This window comes from Mesorhizobium sp. WSM4815 (assembly GCF_055811575.1).
This window is the reverse complement of record NZ_JBVVQS010000092.1, coordinates 85,449-102,194: the sequence shown is the minus strand read 5'-3', so window position 1 is coordinate 102,194 and position 16,746 is coordinate 85,449. Positions and strand designations below refer to the sequence as shown.

Below are 16,746 nucleotides of genomic sequence, written 5' to 3'. Positions count from 1 at the left end.
GATTGCTAGATGGCCACGCTCGACACCGCCGTTTCCGAACCTCAACAGCATCTCAGCCCGACGGCGGAGCGCGGCTGGTCTTGTCATTGCGTCGCAGGCGCGGACCCCAGTTTGATAGTCCGGGAATTGGGTCGGATCGGCGACCACCTTGGGACGCGTGTTGCGGGGCGCGCCGGTTCCCTTGAAGAGCTCATCCAGCCTCGTCCCATAGCTGATGCCCACCCGCGATCCTTGAGCGCGCGCTACGGCGTGGGTACCTTGCCCTTCCACACCGAACTCAGCCACCGCACCAAACCCTGCCGTTACCTCCTTCTCGGGTGCATCGATCCGGGATCCCCGGCCGCAGCGACAATGCTCCTCGACTGGCGGAACCTGGGATTTTCACAGCAGGAGCTTGACCTCCTCGAAGCCACGCCGGTCCTCGTTCGCACGGGCCGACGCTCCTTCTATTCGACCATCCTGGCGCCCGGCGGCGCCTTCTTGCGATACGATCCCGGCTGCGTCGAAGCCTTGGACGCCCGCGGCCGGAACGCCCTGAGGCTTGTGGAAGACCGGATCGCCGGCGCCGCCTCCTATGCCCAGGCGCATCATTGGCGCCAGGGCGACATCCTCATCATTGATAACTGGCGCGTCCTGCACGGGCGCAGGCCGTCGGACCGAGGGTCCGGCCGACGCCTTGCAAGGATTCTCATCGATGCCTGAAGACGTCTTTATTGCCATCAACGGTGACGCTCTGCATGCCAAGTCGAAGGTCTACATCGGCCGTGCCCTCTCGCGGAAAGGCGCCGGCGACCTCGACGAGTATCAGCTCTGGGCGTCCCTCGCGCTCGAGCTGCTGGGCAAGGCAGCGCTGGCCCGGAAGCACCCGAGCCTCGTGGTCGATCCGACGCATTGGCAGTCGATGTTCGTCGCCGCCGGCATCAACGTCACGACCGACGTGAAGACCATCACGGCCAAAACCCTGTTCGAGCGCCTCGCGCATCTCGTCCCCCGGTTCGACAAGACGGTCCAAAAATTCTGCCAGGACATCGCCGAGCGAAGAAACACTGAGCTGCACTCGGCCGACCTTCCATTCCGGGCCATGCGTCTCGACGCCTGGGAGGCGCGCTATTGGCATGCCTGCGACACGATCCTGCACCAGATGGGGTCATCCCTTGAGCAATGGCTCGGCGCGGCCGATGCAAAGGCACCCCGCCAATTGCTCGATGAAGCCGCCAACGCCCTTGAGGCTGCGGTCAAGTTACGCGTCGAAGCCGCCAGGGAGCAGTTCGAGGCGCTGAAAAAGGCCGAACGGGAGCGTCTCGCCGCCGAAGCCGAATTGCGCGAGCCGCATCATCAAGCGGGGCTTTTCAAGGGTGGCTACGACGAGATCTGGGTGGAGAGCTGCCCAGCCTGCGCATGCCGCGCTTTCATGACCGGCGAGCAGACCGGCGAAAACATCAGCGAAGAGCGCGATGAGTACGCGATCTGGGAAATCGTCGACCGCGAGTTCGTCGGCGAGGAATTCCGCTGCCCGACGTGCGACCTGACGCTCATGGGAAGCGACGAAATCGATGCCTCCGGCCTCAGCTACATCCATGAGGACCAGCAGGAGCGCGAAATGGAATATGAGCCCGACTACGGCAACGACTAGAACCGGGACATTACGAACTGCGCAGATAAGGAACGGGGGGCACGAAATTGGCAAGGCGACCAGGGAATACGCTCGAAAAATGGGAGGTCGCGATCGTCAAAGCGATGTTGTCCCGCAATTACGTGCCCCAGGATATCCAGGCGTATTTCTCCCGGCCCACCCGGTCGATAAACAATGCGCGGATCTCAGAGATAAAGGACGGCACAAAGCACAAGGCCATCAAGCCCGCGTCGGACGATGAGCTGGACACCTTCCTCGACAGTTGGCCGAACATTGATCCCGCCACCGGCCTCCACCTTCAAGGTGACGAACTGCTGGTCAAAGCGCGCGAGGCCATGATTGCGGCCGTCCACACATTTAATAGCGCTGGCCTCTACTTCAGGGCCGAACTCTTCATCGTCACCGCGATCATAGCGTGGACCTATCTGATGCACGCCTATTACAAGCGCGAAGGCATTGATTACCGCCACAAGAAAGGTGGCGTCGTTCAGCGCACGCCATCTGGAGCCGAGAAATATTGGGAATTGAGCCAGTGCATCACCACTGGCGCCTGTCCCCTTCAGAGCGGCATCGTCAACAATCTCAAGTTCCTGATCGAGATCAGGAACGAGATCGAGCATCGATCCACCAACAGGATCGACGATGCCCTCAGCGCGAAGCTGCAGGCCTGCTGCATCAACTTCAACGACGCCATCAAGGACCTCTTCGGACGTGAGTTTGCCTTAGAGAAGCGGCTGCCGATCGCGTTGCAATTCGTGACGTTCGACGGTTTGCAACGGCAAAGCCTGATCGCCACCGACCTGCCGGCCCATATCGCGACGGCGATGGACAACTTCCACGCGGCCCTCTCAGAGGACGAGCAGAAGGACCCGAAATTCCGATTCCGCGTTGCCTTTGTGCCGAAGCTCTCCGGTAAAGCCAGCAAGTCCGACCTCGCAGTCGAATTCATCAAGCCCGGCTCGCCCGAAGCCGAGGCAGTCGAGCGGGTCCTCTTGAAGGAGGTAGAGCGTCCGAAATTTCTGCCTGGGGAAATTGTCGCAAAGGTGAAGGCCGCAGGACACGCCGGATTCAATATGTTCGACCACACGCAGCTCTCTCAACAGCTCGACGCCCGCAATCCCGGCAAGGGTTACGGCGTGAAGGTCGCGAACACCTGGTACTGGTACGAAAACTGGCTGGAAAAGGTGCTTGAAAAACTGAACGAAGGCTGGACTAGGCCGGCGAAAGTGTAGGTCGAGCGTCAACTGCGCTAGTCACGTCAATGCATCTGCGCCACACCAGGCCATACGAGGTAGCATACAAATGGCGAGGACATACAATCGGATAGCAAAACAGCAGAAGCCGAAAGGGCACATCTTTGGTCCAACCGGTGTCTTCCCCCTGGGGGCTGAAACTCCAGAGGTTGAGGAGTGTCTCGAACGCAATCGACCGGCGCGTTGTCTGCGCCGCGATAGATGCGTGTACATGCGCGAGGACCGTGATTTTAGCCGGATGGGTTTGAGCTATAGCGAAGGGTACGTGCACCAGGTCGAGCCAACAGGACCCGTCGAGCAGCGCGATGTCACCTGGATCGGATACCTGCAACTTCTACTGAACCGCAACCCCAGGATACGGGCAGTCAGTGGGGAGCAGCGAATGAGTCGACATGGGTTGACCAACGATGAGCTCGCGCAACGGTACTGGCAAGGCACCTCGTCCTCGACGCCAAATTTGGAGCATGTGACGTCCCAGGCCGAAGTCGTTGAGGTCGACAGCTTTCTGTCACCCGTGAAGCCGTAATCTCACCTATTCCGTAGTTGGTTGGTCGGCTTAGCCTTCCTCGCCTGACGCGATTGGCGCTGATGGGTATTACGCCGGACGCGGGCTGCGGAACGTCAGCTTTTGGGGAGTAACGACACTTTATCCAACGACCGAAATCGGGCCCATTGCGGACCAACAGCGTTGGGCCGGATGCGACCGGAAGCTCCAGGAGAAAAAGACCTCCTAGGCGGATAGTTCGCATGCCGCCGTGTCCGGCTTATAGCGGACATTCGGCAATTTGGCGGTCAGTGACCACATTGTGCCAATCTTGCCAAGGACGAACGTCTAACCTAAACCCTCATCCCAGGATATCAACCAAATTGGCGCGACTGTTTTGGGACCGGGCGTAGTTGCGACGTTTGCCCTATCCGGACGTGTAAGCAATGCCGTGGGCAACCGTGATGCAGGCTTTTTTTCGTTCGGTTGCTACGATGATTGGTGTCCGGCGTGGCAGGGTGCACCAGCATTTCCTACTACGCACAATTCTTGAAGGTCACGTTGAGATCATGGCGGCGCGCCAGGATGTCGGAGAGCTGATTGACGATCCGTCGACCCCTGGGACATTACGCGCTCGAATGGCATCGGCGAGCGCCATCCGACAGTTTGCGCTAGATGAACTAGCGCTGCCGGACAACAATAGCTACCGCAGCCATGTTAACCTTGGTCGGGACGCAGTGACATGGGCCGTTTTCGCCGCGCCGGAATTCTCGCTGACGCCACGAACATGGTGCTTTCCGGTGTTCGGATGCGTTCCGACCGAGATGTGGCGCGTTGTTGTCCTGCGTCTCCGTGCCTGTTTTCAGGATACATTCATGACGCCTAGCGGATCTCGTCAGATATCCAAAATCCACTGCGCTAACCCTGATATCGGGGACCCCGATGGAAACTGTGTAGTGACGCTGAGTGCCAGATATGTCCACCACGGCCCAATAGCCAACAGGACTGCGTGACAGGCGGGAATCCAGCAAACGGGCCTAGTCTCGACGGCAATCGCCACCGCTGTTAGGGAAGCCTAAGGCTTAGCCGCGATATAACTTCTCAATGCTAAAGCGCGCCCGCACGTACCGTCCCGGACTGTTCGCCCGACTGTTCTCCGGCGAGAACTGGAAACTGATACCCGGCCGGAATTCGGCAGCCGGTATCACCCTGGTGTCTGGCAGTGAGACCGAGCTGGAATGCTTGGACGTCGTATCTGTCCAAACCGCCAAAGGGCTCGTGTGGCACGCCGTTGAAATCTGCTCGAGGACCAGGCTTGATCGGTTATCGGGCCTCAGCGGCAGGGCCGCAGACCAACTCGCGGCCGACATCACGGCGTTCGTCAACGAATATCTGAGCGAAGTGATCCGTTCCGAAACTGACCAACTGCGCGAGATCGACGCGAGACTCGGCGCGGTCGTGACGGACAACCGCCGATACTTGGCGTACTCGGACCTCGGCAACGCAATAGCCGGCGTGCCGGGAAAGGTGGCAACGGCCCTCTCGCACCCCATGTTCGATCCAGGGCAGATGGCACAGACGCTCGAGGCCGTTTTGCCGGCCTCCTACGCCTTCCTCACCGATCCAAACGTGCGCCATCGCTACAACGAGCGGTTCATCGCCTCCGAACTGGCCGCTTTTGCGGCGTTCTTTGACAACCTGGACGGTCGGTCGCTGTCAGGGCAGCAGCGCGAGGCTTGTATTCGTCTCGAGGACAATAACTTGCTCATCGCATCGGCGGGATCGGGCAAGTCCGCCACTATGGTGGGCAAAGTCGCATATGTGCTCGAAAAGAAGTTGGCACGCCCTGACGAAATGCTGGTCTTGGCCTTCAACAAGAGCGCGGCGGACGAGCTCAGGGAGCGCATCGCCAGGCAGTTGAAGGTCGAACCCGACAAACTTGAATGTCGCGTGACAACCTTCCACGCGTTAGGCCGCGGCATCATCCAGGAGGTCGACGGGCGGCCGCCCCAGCTTGCCAACTGGGTCGAACATCCCGCGGGGGAAGCCAAGGCGATTGAGGAGATCATCGTTGAACTAGCCAGTTCCGACAGGGAGTTTACGCGGCTTTGGGTTGATCTCCTGGTCGTACATCCCAAGGCCGATATCCCCAGGGAAACGTTCGACAGTGAGGTTGACTACCAACGATACATGACGGAGCGGCGGACCAGGGGTAAGGCGACGATCGGCTCGCTGGCCGGAATTTACGTCAAATCGTTGCAGGAACAGTCGATCGCGAACTGGCTTTGGTTGAACTCGGTCGCGTTCGAATACGAACGACAGGTCGAGGTGCAGGATGCGGAAGGCGCCGTCCGCCATATCCATCCCGACTTTTACTATTCGGCGACCGGTACCGTGCACGAGCATTTCGCGCTCGACGCAAACGGCGTCTCACCATTCAAGGACTATGTCGACCACGCCGAAGCAAAGCGGCGGGACTATCAGGTCGGACAGATCGATTTCTTCGAGACGCGATCGGCCCAGGCCGCGGACGGCACGATTTCCGAGGTCATGCGCGAGGAACTAGAGCGGCGCGGGATACAGCTCGTGGCGAAGCAGTATAGCGATATTGCGAAGGCGGTGGAGCCAGTGGTGGTCAAGCACTACCACCAGCTAATAGGCACCTGCATCAGGCACATCCGGGCGAGTCATCTAACCCTCGATATGCTGCTACAGCGTGCGCAGTCGCTCCACGATAAGGAACGCGCGCGGATATTTTCGCGCGTCGTTTACAGGATCGCCCAGGCCTATTCCGAAAAGCTCGTGGATGCCGGACGGATCGATTTCGATTCCATGATCGCCGACGCGACGCAGCTGGTTGAGACGAGACGATATACCAGTCCGTACTCGCTGATCCTCGTGGACGAATTCCAGGACATATCTGGACCCAGGGGTAAACTCATTAAGTCGCTGCGAGACCAGAAGCCGTTCTCCAAACTCTTCGCCGTGGGCGACGACTGGCAGTCTATCTACCGTTTTGCCGGCTCGGATGTGACCCTCTTCACAAGGTTCGACGCGAACTTCGGGACAAGTTGGCAAGGCCGGCTCGAGCAAACTTACCGCTGTAACCAGCTAATCGCGGATACGGCGGCGGGTTTCGTTCAACGGAACCCAGACCAGCTCAGGAAGTCGGTGCGGTCTATACGGCCCGCTATACCCAAATCGATCCGCGTCATCCCAATCGAGGGCGCAAAGGAGAGGCCGGACTTTGGCGCAGCCTGCCTGCGGCTGTTATCCCGGCTGGATGTGTTCCTGGGTAGCATCGCGGAGCAGTGGCGCGGCACGGCAAGGCAGAAGCTTAGAGTACTCGTTCTCTGGCGCTACAACCATCTCGATCCGTTCGCCGGCCGTATGCCGGCATTCGCGCATATCGAGGTTTCGGCGCTTTCCTTCCACCGCTCGAAGGGCCTCGAAGCGGATTACACTATCCTGCTCGACATCAGCGAGGGCGACTATGGTGTTCCGAGCCGTGTCGAAGACGACGAGCTGCTGAACCTAGTGATTCCGAATCCCGAGACCTTCGCGTACGCAGAGGAACGACGCCTGTTCTACGTCGCCTTGACCCGGGCCAGCCGCGGCGTCTTCATGCTGGCCGACAGTGCCCGACCCTCGCGCTACATCCAAGAGCTCTGCGAGGTCGCGGGTGAGGAGATTCGCTTCGAGACCATCGACGGCCAAGCGCTACAGCAATGCCCGGCCTGCCGAGTTGGTCAGTTGGTCCAAAGGAAAACGAAGACCGGGCGCTCGTTCGTCGGCTGCAGCCAGTATCCAAACTGCAGGCACGTAGTGTTCTCCGGCAAGCAAAAGCAAAACAGATCGCGAGCGGCGCGGCGACCTACAGTTCAGTAGTGCTGGGCGCAGCAGACAAACCGCCCGCCGCGTCTTAATCTCAGGTCAGTGCATCTCCAAGCAGGGAGCGGCCAACGTCCGTTTTCAGGCAACGTCAAAGTCACTTCCTATCGCCGATTCGCGGCGTTTGCCGCCCGGCGGCCATTGGGGCCGAAGCGCCCGTCAACTTGCGGAATGATGTGGCTTAGGAAGCGGCCGTTCCAGACTGGCCTCATCGACGTCGTCGGCGTTGCCCAGCCGCGGCGCACCGGAGCCGCTGTCGCCAGCCACTTTGATGTCCCGATAGTCAACCAGGTCTGCGATAAAATTCGCCTATCGAGTCGTGGCCAACACCGCTTATGTTCGTCGCCGGAGACCCAATGGTATTTCGATTCGTACATACGGCCGACATTCATCTCGACTCGCCGCTGCGTTCGCTGGCGCTGCGAAACCCCGATCTCGCAGAGCTTGTGGGCGACGCCAGCCGCCAGGCATTCGTCGCCACAGTCGATCTTTGTCTTGCCGAGAATGTCGACGCACTGGTCATCGCCGGCGATCTTTACGATGGCGACCAAACGTCGATGAAGACGGCGCGCTTCCTCGGCTCGCAAATGGCACGCCTGCATCAGGCTGGAATCAGCGTGTTCAAGGTCCGCGGCAACCACGACGCCCTGTCGCGGATCTCGAAACAGTTGGTGTTTCCGGACACGGTCACCATCTTCGTTGGCCGTGCACAATCGGTGCTGCAGACCGCCGGTGGGCACGACGTTGTCTTCCATGGCTTGAGTTTTGCCAATCCCAAGGCGCCGGAGAGCCTGCTGCCAAAATATCCGGCCGGCCGCGAAGGGGCGACGAATATCGGCATTATGCACACTAGCCTGGCCGGATCGCCCGGTCACGACGTCTACGCCCCATGCAGCGTGGCTGATCTTCATGGCCATGGTTTCGACTATTGGGCACTGGGCCATATTCATGCGCGTTCCGTTCATGCTGGCTCCAGCACGGTGGTGATGCCAGGCACGCCTCAAGGCCGAGACATCAACGAGGCCGGCGAGAAATCCGTCACTTTGGTGACGATACGCGACGACCGCTCCGTCGAGATCGAGGAGAGGCTGACCAGTGTCGCGCAATTCGAACGGTTGAGCGTTGATCTGGCCGGCACCGCGGAATGGTCCGAAGTTGTCTCGCGAGTCCGCTCTGCGCTCGAAGAGAAGCGCGGAGCCGTGCGTTCGCGTTATGCTGTGGTCCGCCTCGGACTGACTGGAGCGACACCGCTGTCATGGTCGCTGATCCGCGACAGCGACCTTCTGCTGGCCGAAGCCGAGCAGGCGGCGGAACAGGTCGGCGACACTTGGGTGGAAAAGCTCGAGCTCGATATCGCTTTACCCTCAATCGAAACCGCAGGGGACGCTGCTGATCCGATCGTCGAACTCGCCGCATGGATGCGTGCCGATGCCAGCTCGGAGGCTTTTCGCGCCGAGGCGAGGGCATTCATCCAGAAGATGATCGCTGACCTTCCGGCTGACGGTCGCGACTTTGCCGGAAAGGATGAGGTCGGCCTGGAAGGCTTCCTCGACCGGGTGCTTGCCAGCGGAACCGATCTGGTGACGGCGCGCCTCAGGGCCGGTGGCTCAACATGAGGCTAAGTCGCCTTGACCTGATCCGTTATGGCAAGTTCACGGATCAGACGATCGACTTCGGCCCCAAGCCCGGGTCGGGCGCTGATCTCCACATCGTGTTCGGCCTGAATGAGGCCGGCAAGTCGACCGCGCTTTCAGCCTATCTGGATCTGCTGTTCGGCATCGAGGAGCGCAGCCGCTATAACTTCCTGCACGAGTACAGCGCGATGCGCATCGGCGGGGTGCTGGAATTGGCTGGCTCCGAACACGCCTTCACGCGCACGAAACAGCGCAACAATTCGTTGCTGTACGCCTCAGGCCAGCCGGTAAGCGAGGTGGCGATTACGGCGCATCTGGCCGGCCTGTCGCGCGACGCCTACACGACCATGTTTTCGCTCGACGACGAGACGCTGGAGGCGGGCGGCAAATCAATCCTTGAATCGCGCGGCGACCTCGGCAAGCTGCTCTTCACGGCCAGTGCCGGTCTTGGGCGCGCAAGCGATACCTTGAACGCGCTCGAGGCCGAAGCCGATGGGCTCTATCGCAAGCAGGCACAGGGAACCGAACTGGCGCTACTGAAGAAACGCCTTGCCGACCTCAAGTCGCGCAAGGATGCCGTCGACACCCTTGCGTCGACCTATGAAAGCTTGGAGGCGGAGCGTCTCGACGCGACGCAACAGTATGGCCGCATCATCAGTCAGCGGGCGGTGCTCGCGGCCAGGCTCGATGCCATTGACCGTTATGGGCGCGCGCGCCCGCTGCTGTCGGATATAAGACGGAAGATCGCGCGGCTGGGTGAACTGCCGGACATCGCGTCGCCGGCTCGCACATGGACAGGCAGCGTCACCGACCTAATCGATGACGACGCCAGCCTGAGAACGAGGCTGTCCGCAAATATAGACGAGGTCGAGCGGCTGACCGGAAAAATTGCGTCGGTGGATATCGACGATATCATCCTTGCGATGTCCGAACGCATTCGCGCACTGGCGGAGAGCAAGGTGCGCTATGCCTCTGCCGGCCTTGACCTGCCCAATCGCAGGATGGAGTTGCAAATCCTCAATAACATAGTGGCGAGCTGCCTTGCCGCCTTGGGACGATCCTCCGAACCGGATCCCGTCACACTGCTTTTGCCGGCCGCCACAGTTGGCGTCGTCCGCGCCATGGTCGAGCAACGCTCCGGCATTGCCATCGCTGCACGCGCCGCCCGCGACGAAGCTGCGGCGGCGCTCGACGCCCTGCAGACGGCTAGACAGCGGATCGGTGAGGACAGGGCCGTGCCGGCACCCGCCAGGGCGAGGCTTGGCGCGGCATTGTCGAAAGCGCGAGAGAGCGCGCACCGGGCCGAGATTCGGGCGGCTGGCGAAGCGCAGGATGCGGGAACAATTCGATGGCAGGCGGCGCTTGCGCGCTTGAAACCATGGTCTGGTGATGCTGCGGCGCTCGCCAGCGTCGCGGTTCCGAGTGCCGGGCAGATTGGCGCCTGGAAAACGGTGGCGTCAGAATTGGCCAAGACCAGCGCCGTCATTGCCGAACGCCTCGCCGAATACGAGGGCAACCATGCTTTGCTCGCGGCTCGGTTGGACGCCCTTCGTGCCTCGGTCGACATCGCCGACGATGCAGAGGCGGAGGCGATCCGGCGCGCTCGTGATGAGGCCTGGGCCACGCATCGGTCAGCGCTGACCGCAGACACCGCTGACGAGTTCGCCCTGGCATTGGCGCGCGATGACAGCTCTGGCGCAGGCCGGCTGGCGAAGGCGTCCGATCTTGCCGATATCCGCGGCATGGCGCGCGCCCTGGCCGAGGCTGGGGCCGACCTGTCGCGCATGCGCCAGCAACGCGAACGGGCCGACAAGGACGTCGACGCCCAATTGCTGACAATCCGCGCGGCGGTCGGGGACCTGTTGGGCGACGCCGTGGATCCTTCGCCGGCGCGGCTGATCGAACGGGTGGAGGATCGGATTTCTGCGCGCAGTGATGCGCTCGCGGCGTGGGAGCAGATCAAGCTTGCCACCAAGAAGGCGGAGCGAGCCGCCGAAGCCGGCGACCAGCTACGGGAGGAACTGAACGGGGCGCTGACAAGCGTCGGAATAACACCGGTGCCGGGCGACGGTCTGGAGGCGATCATGGCTATCGCTGACCTGTTCCTGGAACGACAGCGCACGCTTGACGCCGAACATGCCGAAGCTGTCAGGACGGTTGCTAGCAAGGAAGACGATCTCGCCGCCCGGCGGCTTGCTTTGGCCTCGGCCGAGCGGCGCGAGGAGGAGTGGTTGGCCAGTATTACAGATGCGCTGAAGGGGACTTGGCTTGCGAATGGCCTTTCCGCGTCCGCCGTCGGCACCGTGCTCGATCAATTGGCGGAACTGTCGAAAAGCCTGCAGGAACGCGACGCGCTGCAGCTACGAATCGAAAAGATGGAGGCCGACAGGGGCCATTTCCTGGTCGAGATTACCGCCGTCGCAGCCGACGCGAAGCAGCCGGCGAAGGATGACGCGGAGCAGTTGGCCATCACCCTTGTCGAGCGCCTGGAGCGCGCCGAGCGAATGCGCGCGACAAAGACCGGCCTTCGCGCCGACCTAAAGCGACTGCAGGATCTCCGCGCCAGTCTCGACATTGAGGTTTTAGCGCACGAACGCCGTAAGAACGAGGTGCTGGGCGTCTTCGGCGTCGCCACCCTGGCGGAGGTCGTGGAGCGCGATTAACGGCTGCGTGAGCGCGATGGCCTGCGCTCAGCGGTGGCCGAGCTCAAGGAGCGGATAGCGGCCGAACTCTCGGTGGAGACGTTCGAGCACGGGCATGCGATGCTGGACGCGCTCGATTTCGACGGACTCGCGGTCGAGAAGGCCGAGGGCGAGCAAAGGCTTCGCCAGTTTGATGAGGCGATTCAGCAACAGCTGATCCGGCGCACACGTGCGGCGGACAAGCTGGATGCCATTGGTGGCGACAGCGCTGTTGCCCGACTGGATGCCGAACGGCGTACAACGCTGTTGGAAATCGAAGATAAGGCCGTGCGCTATATCGAGCTGAAGCTCGGCATCATGTCGGCCGAACTTGCCCTACGCCGCTATCGCGAGCGCCATCGCTCGGGGATGATGGTGCGGGCTTCAGAGGCATTCGCGCTGATGACGTGCGGCGAGTATTCGGGTTTGACAACGCAGCCGGCGAAAGGCGGCGAAGTCCTTATCGCTTTGCAGCGGGATGGCCAATCCAAGCTTACCGACGCCTTGTCGAAAGGAACGCGCTTTCAACTCTATTTGGCCTTGAGGCTTGCCGGATACTACGAATTCGCCCAGTTCCGGCCCTCGGTCCCCTTCATCGCCGACGACATCATGGAAACTTTCGACCACGTCCGGTCGGAGGAGGTGTTCAGGCTGTTTGGAGAGATGGCGAGCGCAGGCCAGGTTATATATCTCACGCACCACAAACATCTGTGCGATATCGCTCAAACAGTTGTGCCTAGCGTGAAAATTCATGAACTCGGATAGTGTGGTTGCTTTGTACTCGCCGGGTGTCGCTATTGTCGAGGACCGTTGGCGGACTTGCGGCTTAGAGGCTCGGAATGTCTGAAGCGGGCCTTCAGTCGGCTGCGTGCATCGACGTAAACTGACCCGGTCCAGTCGTTCACGCCACACCTCAGGAACGACCGCTGTGCGCCTAATATCGGCCGTAGAGGTGAGCTTTGCCGCTTCCTGAGAGAAGACATCATTCGAACCGGTTGTTGCGCGCCCGATCTTCTTCCTGCTCGTGCCGACGTTCGGCGTCTATCCGCTCTTGGAGCCTCCTCTTTGCTTCAGCCAGGGCCTCAGCAAGAGCGGGGATATCGGCCCCGGGCAGGCCGTTCAGGAGCTTGAGGCGCTCTTCCAGCTTGGTCGCAAGCGAGCCGCTCCACCCTGAGGGATGGAGACGATTGACGAATTCGGCCAGAACTGGGCGTGGATCCGGTGCTCTTTCCAACAGATTCCCTGCGAGTGGTGTCCATTCGTGTGGCGCGCCCTGCTTCGGTCTGTTGAAGAGCAAAACCACCGATGCTGCCAGCGGATAGCGCACCGTGGGATCGCGGTCGCACCAATTGATTACGATTTCGGCGGACAGTACATCTAGGACGTTCTTGCGGAAGCGTAGGAGATCGTTGAGAAGGCGTACGCTTGCCCGTTGCGACTTCAGATCGCCGGAAAACAGTTCATCAAGTGTCGCGAGTGGCTGGGCCGTCAGCAGGCCCTTTACTAGGTCACCGTAGTCGTGCCCGCTGACATCATGCCTTCCGGCCGAAACCATGAGCTTGCGGCAAAGCGCTTTCGCGACAGGAGCGCCTTCTTCTCCGACCAGAGAGGCTGTGACGACAGCTCCTAGCTCGTGGTCCTCGCGCGTCGTGCGGCTATCTTTTGTGCTGAATTCAAACCCAGCGAGTATCAGGCGTCCGGCCTCGCGGACCTCAGGCAGCGGCTGGCGCGTCGCGCTACCGTCCGAGTGCAGGCGCATCCAGACTATCTCAAGTCCAACCACGGAGCCGTCGGGCTTACGCGCGATGGCGAGCACCAAATCACGGAAGTCCGGCCCCGGTACGTTGTCTGAGACACGGCCATATGCAAGACTGTAGTAAGTATTGATCTGTGCCTTACCGAGCTCAATCGCGCGATGCAGCCGCTCAAGAGCACGCGCGTCGATCTCTACTGTTGCCTGCAGAATCGGGAACCACGCGGCAAGGGCTGGGTGCTCCAGCGCTTCATCAAGGACGGCGTCGGCAAGCGCAGCGTCGCGCTTGTTTAGCCCGCCTAAGAAACCGCTCAGGAGCCGCAGGCTCGCGTTTTCGGTTGCTGCAAACTGTACAACGATAGTGTCCCACATCGCGCGCGGGCTTTCAGCGGCCTCCGCCAATGCCGCACCGAAGGGAGCCGCATTAGCGTTCTCGCCCATCAACTCCAAAAGCACAGTTTTGAACGTATCCTCGTCCGCCGCGACGTCATGGCCGAGCTCACGTATCGCCGCCGCCGAGCGCGCAGCACGTTCAGCGTAGCACGCGGTCGGGTCGCTCCCGCCTTCGTCCTCGTCATCATCGTCATCATCGAAGTCGTCCAGGTCGAGGCTTCCGGCGCGCGGGCCGATGACAAGCCCGAGCACTTTGCTGACGAGATCCTTGGGCCGAAGAAAATCCTCCAGCGCCGTCAAGCGGTCGCGAATCTCAGGGTCCATATCCTTGCCGCCATAGGCGCGGGTCTGGCGTGCTGCGATCCAGCCGTCGCGCCAGAACGACGTGGCGGCGATCGCGCGGGCGAGTTGGTCCAACTCCTCCGCCCGACCCGTATCGCTCCAAAGACCACGAAACTCCCGCGCGACGGCCTTCTGCACCTCCCCAGCCACCTGGCTGTCCGACAGGGCAAACTTTCCTGCGAGTTTCAGCACGCGGTCGAACCATGCGCGCACATCCGCGCCGGTGGGAGGATAGTAGCCATAGTCCCGGGAGCGCGCGCCGAAGTCGAATTCATAGTGTGAGGAGAAGTGGCGTGTTTTCATCATCGCTTCGAGCGCTTTGATGCCGAGTGGGCGCACGGCCTCGTTCTGGGAGGCCAGCAGCGCTTCCGCGGCCTTCACACGCATCTCGACCGGCGCATGCGTGCCGGACAGAGCAATGTGAAAGAGCGATTCCACGACCCGCCTCGGTTCGTTGTCATTGGTATCGCCGCTTGGAAGCGCCGCGAATTTCACCAGCAAGGCGAGGGCGCGCTCGAAGAAGGCAGGTTCGTAAGCGAGCAAGCGCAAGAGCCGAACGAAATGCGTGCAGCGGCGGAGCGTGGTTTCATCGGCGCCGGACAATGCATTCGCCAGCGCGGCCAAGACAGTCTCCGGCGCGACCGGCGCGATGTTGGTAAACATCGCGCGGCCAAGCTCGGTGAAATTCGGCAGGTCGCTGAGCAGACCGTCCGGCGCCACCCACGTCTTCACGATGGCTTGGGCTTCCTTGCTGTCATCAAGATACCCGAGACGCCGCGAGAAGGAGCGGAGAAGACGTTCGGACGCATTGTCGACAAGCACCGACTTCACCTTGGCCGGCGCAATGGTCTGAAGTGCCCTCTTGGCGAGGCGATTGGCAATGGCATGCGGCAGCACCGCGCGCCATTCTGCACGCGCCTGCACGAGGTCCCGTTGCTTGAGCTCTGCCACCCCAGCGTACATCTCGTCGGCCGATTTGCCGACGATGCTGCCGAGGACTGGAAGCTCCGCTTCGCCGCCTTCGAGCGTCTCGCCGTCGAACGAATAGACCAGCGAGCACCCTTGCGCGACCAGAAGGAGCGAGGGGTCTGGGTCGTGGCGCTGCTGAAAGAGACGCTTGAACAGCTCTTCCTCGTTCAAGCCTGCAACGGTCTCGGTTTTCTCGATCCGCGAGGCCAGCGCCAGGGCAACCCGGGCATTGCCGCCGGAGAACTCCGCAATGGTGTGCGCATCGATCTGCGAGAGGTGGGGGTACCGCCGGCCCACCAGCTTCTCGATCAGAGGTACGGAAGACGTTTCCAAGACGAAGACGTCGGTGCCCTCCGGCTGGTCCTCCCGGATGTCGTACTCGATGGTGATCACGCTGATTGTCGAACTGCTCGACCGCGCGACTTCCGAAATCCGCCGGTGCAGTTCGGGCGTGCAATTATCGACCACCAGGATAGCGAGGGTCCGTCCGGCGATCAGGTCCGAGGCAAGCCCAGCGGGCGGCGGCTTGGGCTCGTCGGCTTCATTGGTGTAAATCGCAAGTGACGGATCGAGCGCGCCTTCGCCAACGCTTGCGTCAAACAGCGCCTCGGCGAGTCGCGTTTTGCCGACACCAGAAAGCCCGACAAGCCGCACCACATGCCCCGGCGTGGCAAGCACTTTCCGGATACGGTTGATGCCTTCGATAGCGGAAGCCCCGTCGCCTTCATCCTTGTCGCCCGTCAAAATGCGCGCCTTGTCATCGGCGATGTAGTTTGCGTCCACGCCCGCAGGCGCAAACGACCATGAACCATGAGACTGCCATCCCGGCATCGCTTTGCCGATCCGCGCGCGCACCCACGGGATCTGCCCGGGATGATTCCGAACCCATGTCGCGATCCGGTTACGGTCATAAAAGTCGAGCGTGAGCTTGCCTTCGGCAGGCGTGCCCTTGATAGCTTCGGTCATCGCGTTGCGGCGGTCGGTCAGCGCCGAGTCCGATGTCGAGCCCGTAGAACTCACGATAATGTAGGGGCCGCCGGCATCAGCGAGCTCATTGATGACGGGCCGCAAGACGCCCTTCGGCTTCATCTCCTTCAGAATCTCAGCCCGCGGCATGTCCGGCTTCTTGACCTGCACGCCGGTTGCTGGCTTCGGCACGAAGCCGTCGATTGCCGTCCCGGCCGGGAGCGCCACGCGAACATCAAGACCGCCGTCGCTTGCGTCTTGATTTCCACCGTAGGTGACGGCGGACGTGGGCAGGCCTCCTCGACGCATCTCGATCTCGCAGAGAAGGCCAACTATGGTGCGCAAATCTGCGTCGCCAAGAGCGGCGATGTCGTCGCCAGTGATATCGAACATGGGAGCAAGCTAGGAAGCGCTCATCGGGCCGTCAATCGCAAAGAAGGACGGCAGATAACTCGTGCGAGTATTACCTGTGCGTCGCCTTTGCCAGACAGAGGGTTTGGTTACACCTGCTGAATGTTTGTTGTCGCGGCTTTGGAAGCGTGGAGCTGCCGGTCGGCTTACGGCCCCAAGGCTGCCGAGCAGCAACGCGCCTCATCTCGATCATTCCCCCGGCCGTTGCCGCATCGCTTTGATCATATCGCGGTTCGCTCCCGCAAGGCGCGAGAGCAGCAAATGGTGACAAGCCGCCGCCGTGGCGTTCTTCCCCGCGGGCGGCCGCGAAGGACTGGCTGGCAAACCGCCGGCGAC

10 protein-coding genes are annotated in these 16,746 nt (G+C 61.4%); 9 read left to right on the top strand and 1 reads right to left on the bottom strand.

The features are described 5' to 3' along the window. Positions 1 to 9 precede the first annotated feature (9 nt). The 9 genes from AC0L2B_RS14700 to AC0L2B_RS14660 all read left to right on the top strand — a co-directional run bounded on the left by AC0L2B_RS14700 (position 10) and on the right by AC0L2B_RS14660 (position 12,341). Complete coding sequence (locus tag AC0L2B_RS14700; protein ID WP_473745843.1) at positions 10 to 702, top strand: TauD/TfdA family dioxygenase; 693 nt, start codon at positions 10 to 12, stop codon at positions 700 to 702. Further along, positions 695 to 1,633 (top strand): hypothetical protein, encoded by a 939-nt coding sequence (locus tag AC0L2B_RS14695; protein ID WP_473642797.1) that lies wholly within the window; start codon positions 695 to 697, stop codon positions 1,631 to 1,633. The genes AC0L2B_RS14700 and AC0L2B_RS14695 overlap by 8 nt, the downstream gene beginning before the upstream one ends. A gap of 47 nt (positions 1,634 to 1,680) precedes the next feature. Then, positions 1,681 to 2,865 carry a DUF3644 domain-containing protein gene (locus tag AC0L2B_RS14690; protein WP_473745842.1) on the top strand — a complete coding sequence of 395 codons (1,185 nt, stop codon included), beginning with the start codon at positions 1,681 to 1,683 and terminating at the stop codon, positions 2,863 to 2,865. Between the two features lie 232 nt (positions 2,866 to 3,097). Then, a complete protein-coding gene (locus AC0L2B_RS14685) occupies positions 3,098 to 3,412 on the top strand; it encodes a hypothetical protein (protein ID WP_473745841.1) in 315 nt (104 codons plus the stop codon). 404 nt (positions 3,413 to 3,816) lie between these two features. Further along, positions 3,817 to 4,383 (top strand): aminopeptidase, encoded by a 567-nt coding sequence (locus AC0L2B_RS14680; RefSeq protein ID WP_473745840.1) that lies wholly within the window; start codon positions 3,817 to 3,819, stop codon positions 4,381 to 4,383. Positions 4,384 to 4,474: 91 nt separating this feature from the next. Beyond that, complete coding sequence (locus AC0L2B_RS14675; RefSeq protein WP_473745839.1) at positions 4,475 to 7,258, top strand: UvrD-helicase domain-containing protein; 2,784 nt, start codon at positions 4,475 to 4,477, stop codon at positions 7,256 to 7,258. Between the two features lie 359 nt (positions 7,259 to 7,617). Beyond that, positions 7,618 to 8,877 carry a metallophosphoesterase family protein gene (locus AC0L2B_RS14670; protein WP_473745838.1) on the top strand — a complete coding sequence of 420 codons (1,260 nt, stop codon included), beginning with the start codon at positions 7,618 to 7,620 and terminating at the stop codon, positions 8,875 to 8,877. Further along, entirely contained in the window at positions 8,874 to 11,558 is a 2,685-nt protein-coding gene (locus tag AC0L2B_RS14665; protein ID WP_473745837.1) for an ATP-binding protein, read from the top strand. The genes AC0L2B_RS14670 and AC0L2B_RS14665 overlap by 4 nt, the downstream gene beginning before the upstream one ends. Positions 11,559 to 11,591: 33 nt before the next feature. Continuing rightward, positions 11,592 to 12,341, top strand: coding sequence for an ATP-binding protein (locus AC0L2B_RS14660; RefSeq protein ID WP_473745835.1), 750 nt, complete (start codon positions 11,592 to 11,594; stop codon positions 12,339 to 12,341). A 217-nt stretch (positions 12,342 to 12,558) separates the two neighbouring features. Here AC0L2B_RS14660 and AC0L2B_RS14655 read toward each other — a convergent pair whose 3' ends face one another. Beyond that, a complete protein-coding gene (locus AC0L2B_RS14655) occupies positions 12,559 to 16,392 on the bottom strand; it encodes a hypothetical protein (RefSeq protein WP_473745834.1) in 3,834 nt (1,277 codons plus the stop codon). Between the last annotated feature and the right edge of the window lie 354 nt (positions 16,393 to 16,746).

Bases quoted from the DNA above. Each gene is read 5' to 3' on its own strand.
- AC0L2B_RS14700 (WP_473745843.1), top strand. From the start codon at position 10: ATGGCCACGCTCGACACCGCCGTTTCCGAACCTCAACAGCATCTCAGC.
- AC0L2B_RS14695 (WP_473642797.1), top strand. From the start codon at position 695: ATGCCTGAAGACGTCTTTATTGCCATCAACGGTGACGCTCTGCATGCC.
- AC0L2B_RS14685 (WP_473745841.1), top strand. From the start codon at position 3,098: ATGCGCGAGGACCGTGATTTTAGCCGGATGGGTTTGAGCTATAGCGAA.
- AC0L2B_RS14680 (WP_473745840.1), top strand. From the start codon at position 3,817: ATGCCGTGGGCAACCGTGATGCAGGCTTTTTTTCGTTCGGTTGCTACG.
- AC0L2B_RS14675 (WP_473745839.1), top strand. From the start codon at position 4,475: ATGCTAAAGCGCGCCCGCACGTACCGTCCCGGACTGTTCGCCCGACTG.
- AC0L2B_RS14670 (WP_473745838.1), top strand. From the start codon at position 7,618: ATGGTATTTCGATTCGTACATACGGCCGACATTCATCTCGACTCGCCG.
- AC0L2B_RS14665 (WP_473745837.1), top strand. From the start codon at position 8,874: ATGAGGCTAAGTCGCCTTGACCTGATCCGTTATGGCAAGTTCACGGAT.
- AC0L2B_RS14655 (WP_473745834.1), bottom strand. From the start codon at position 16,392: ATGTTCGATATCACTGGCGACGACATCGCCGCTCTTGGCGACGCAGAT.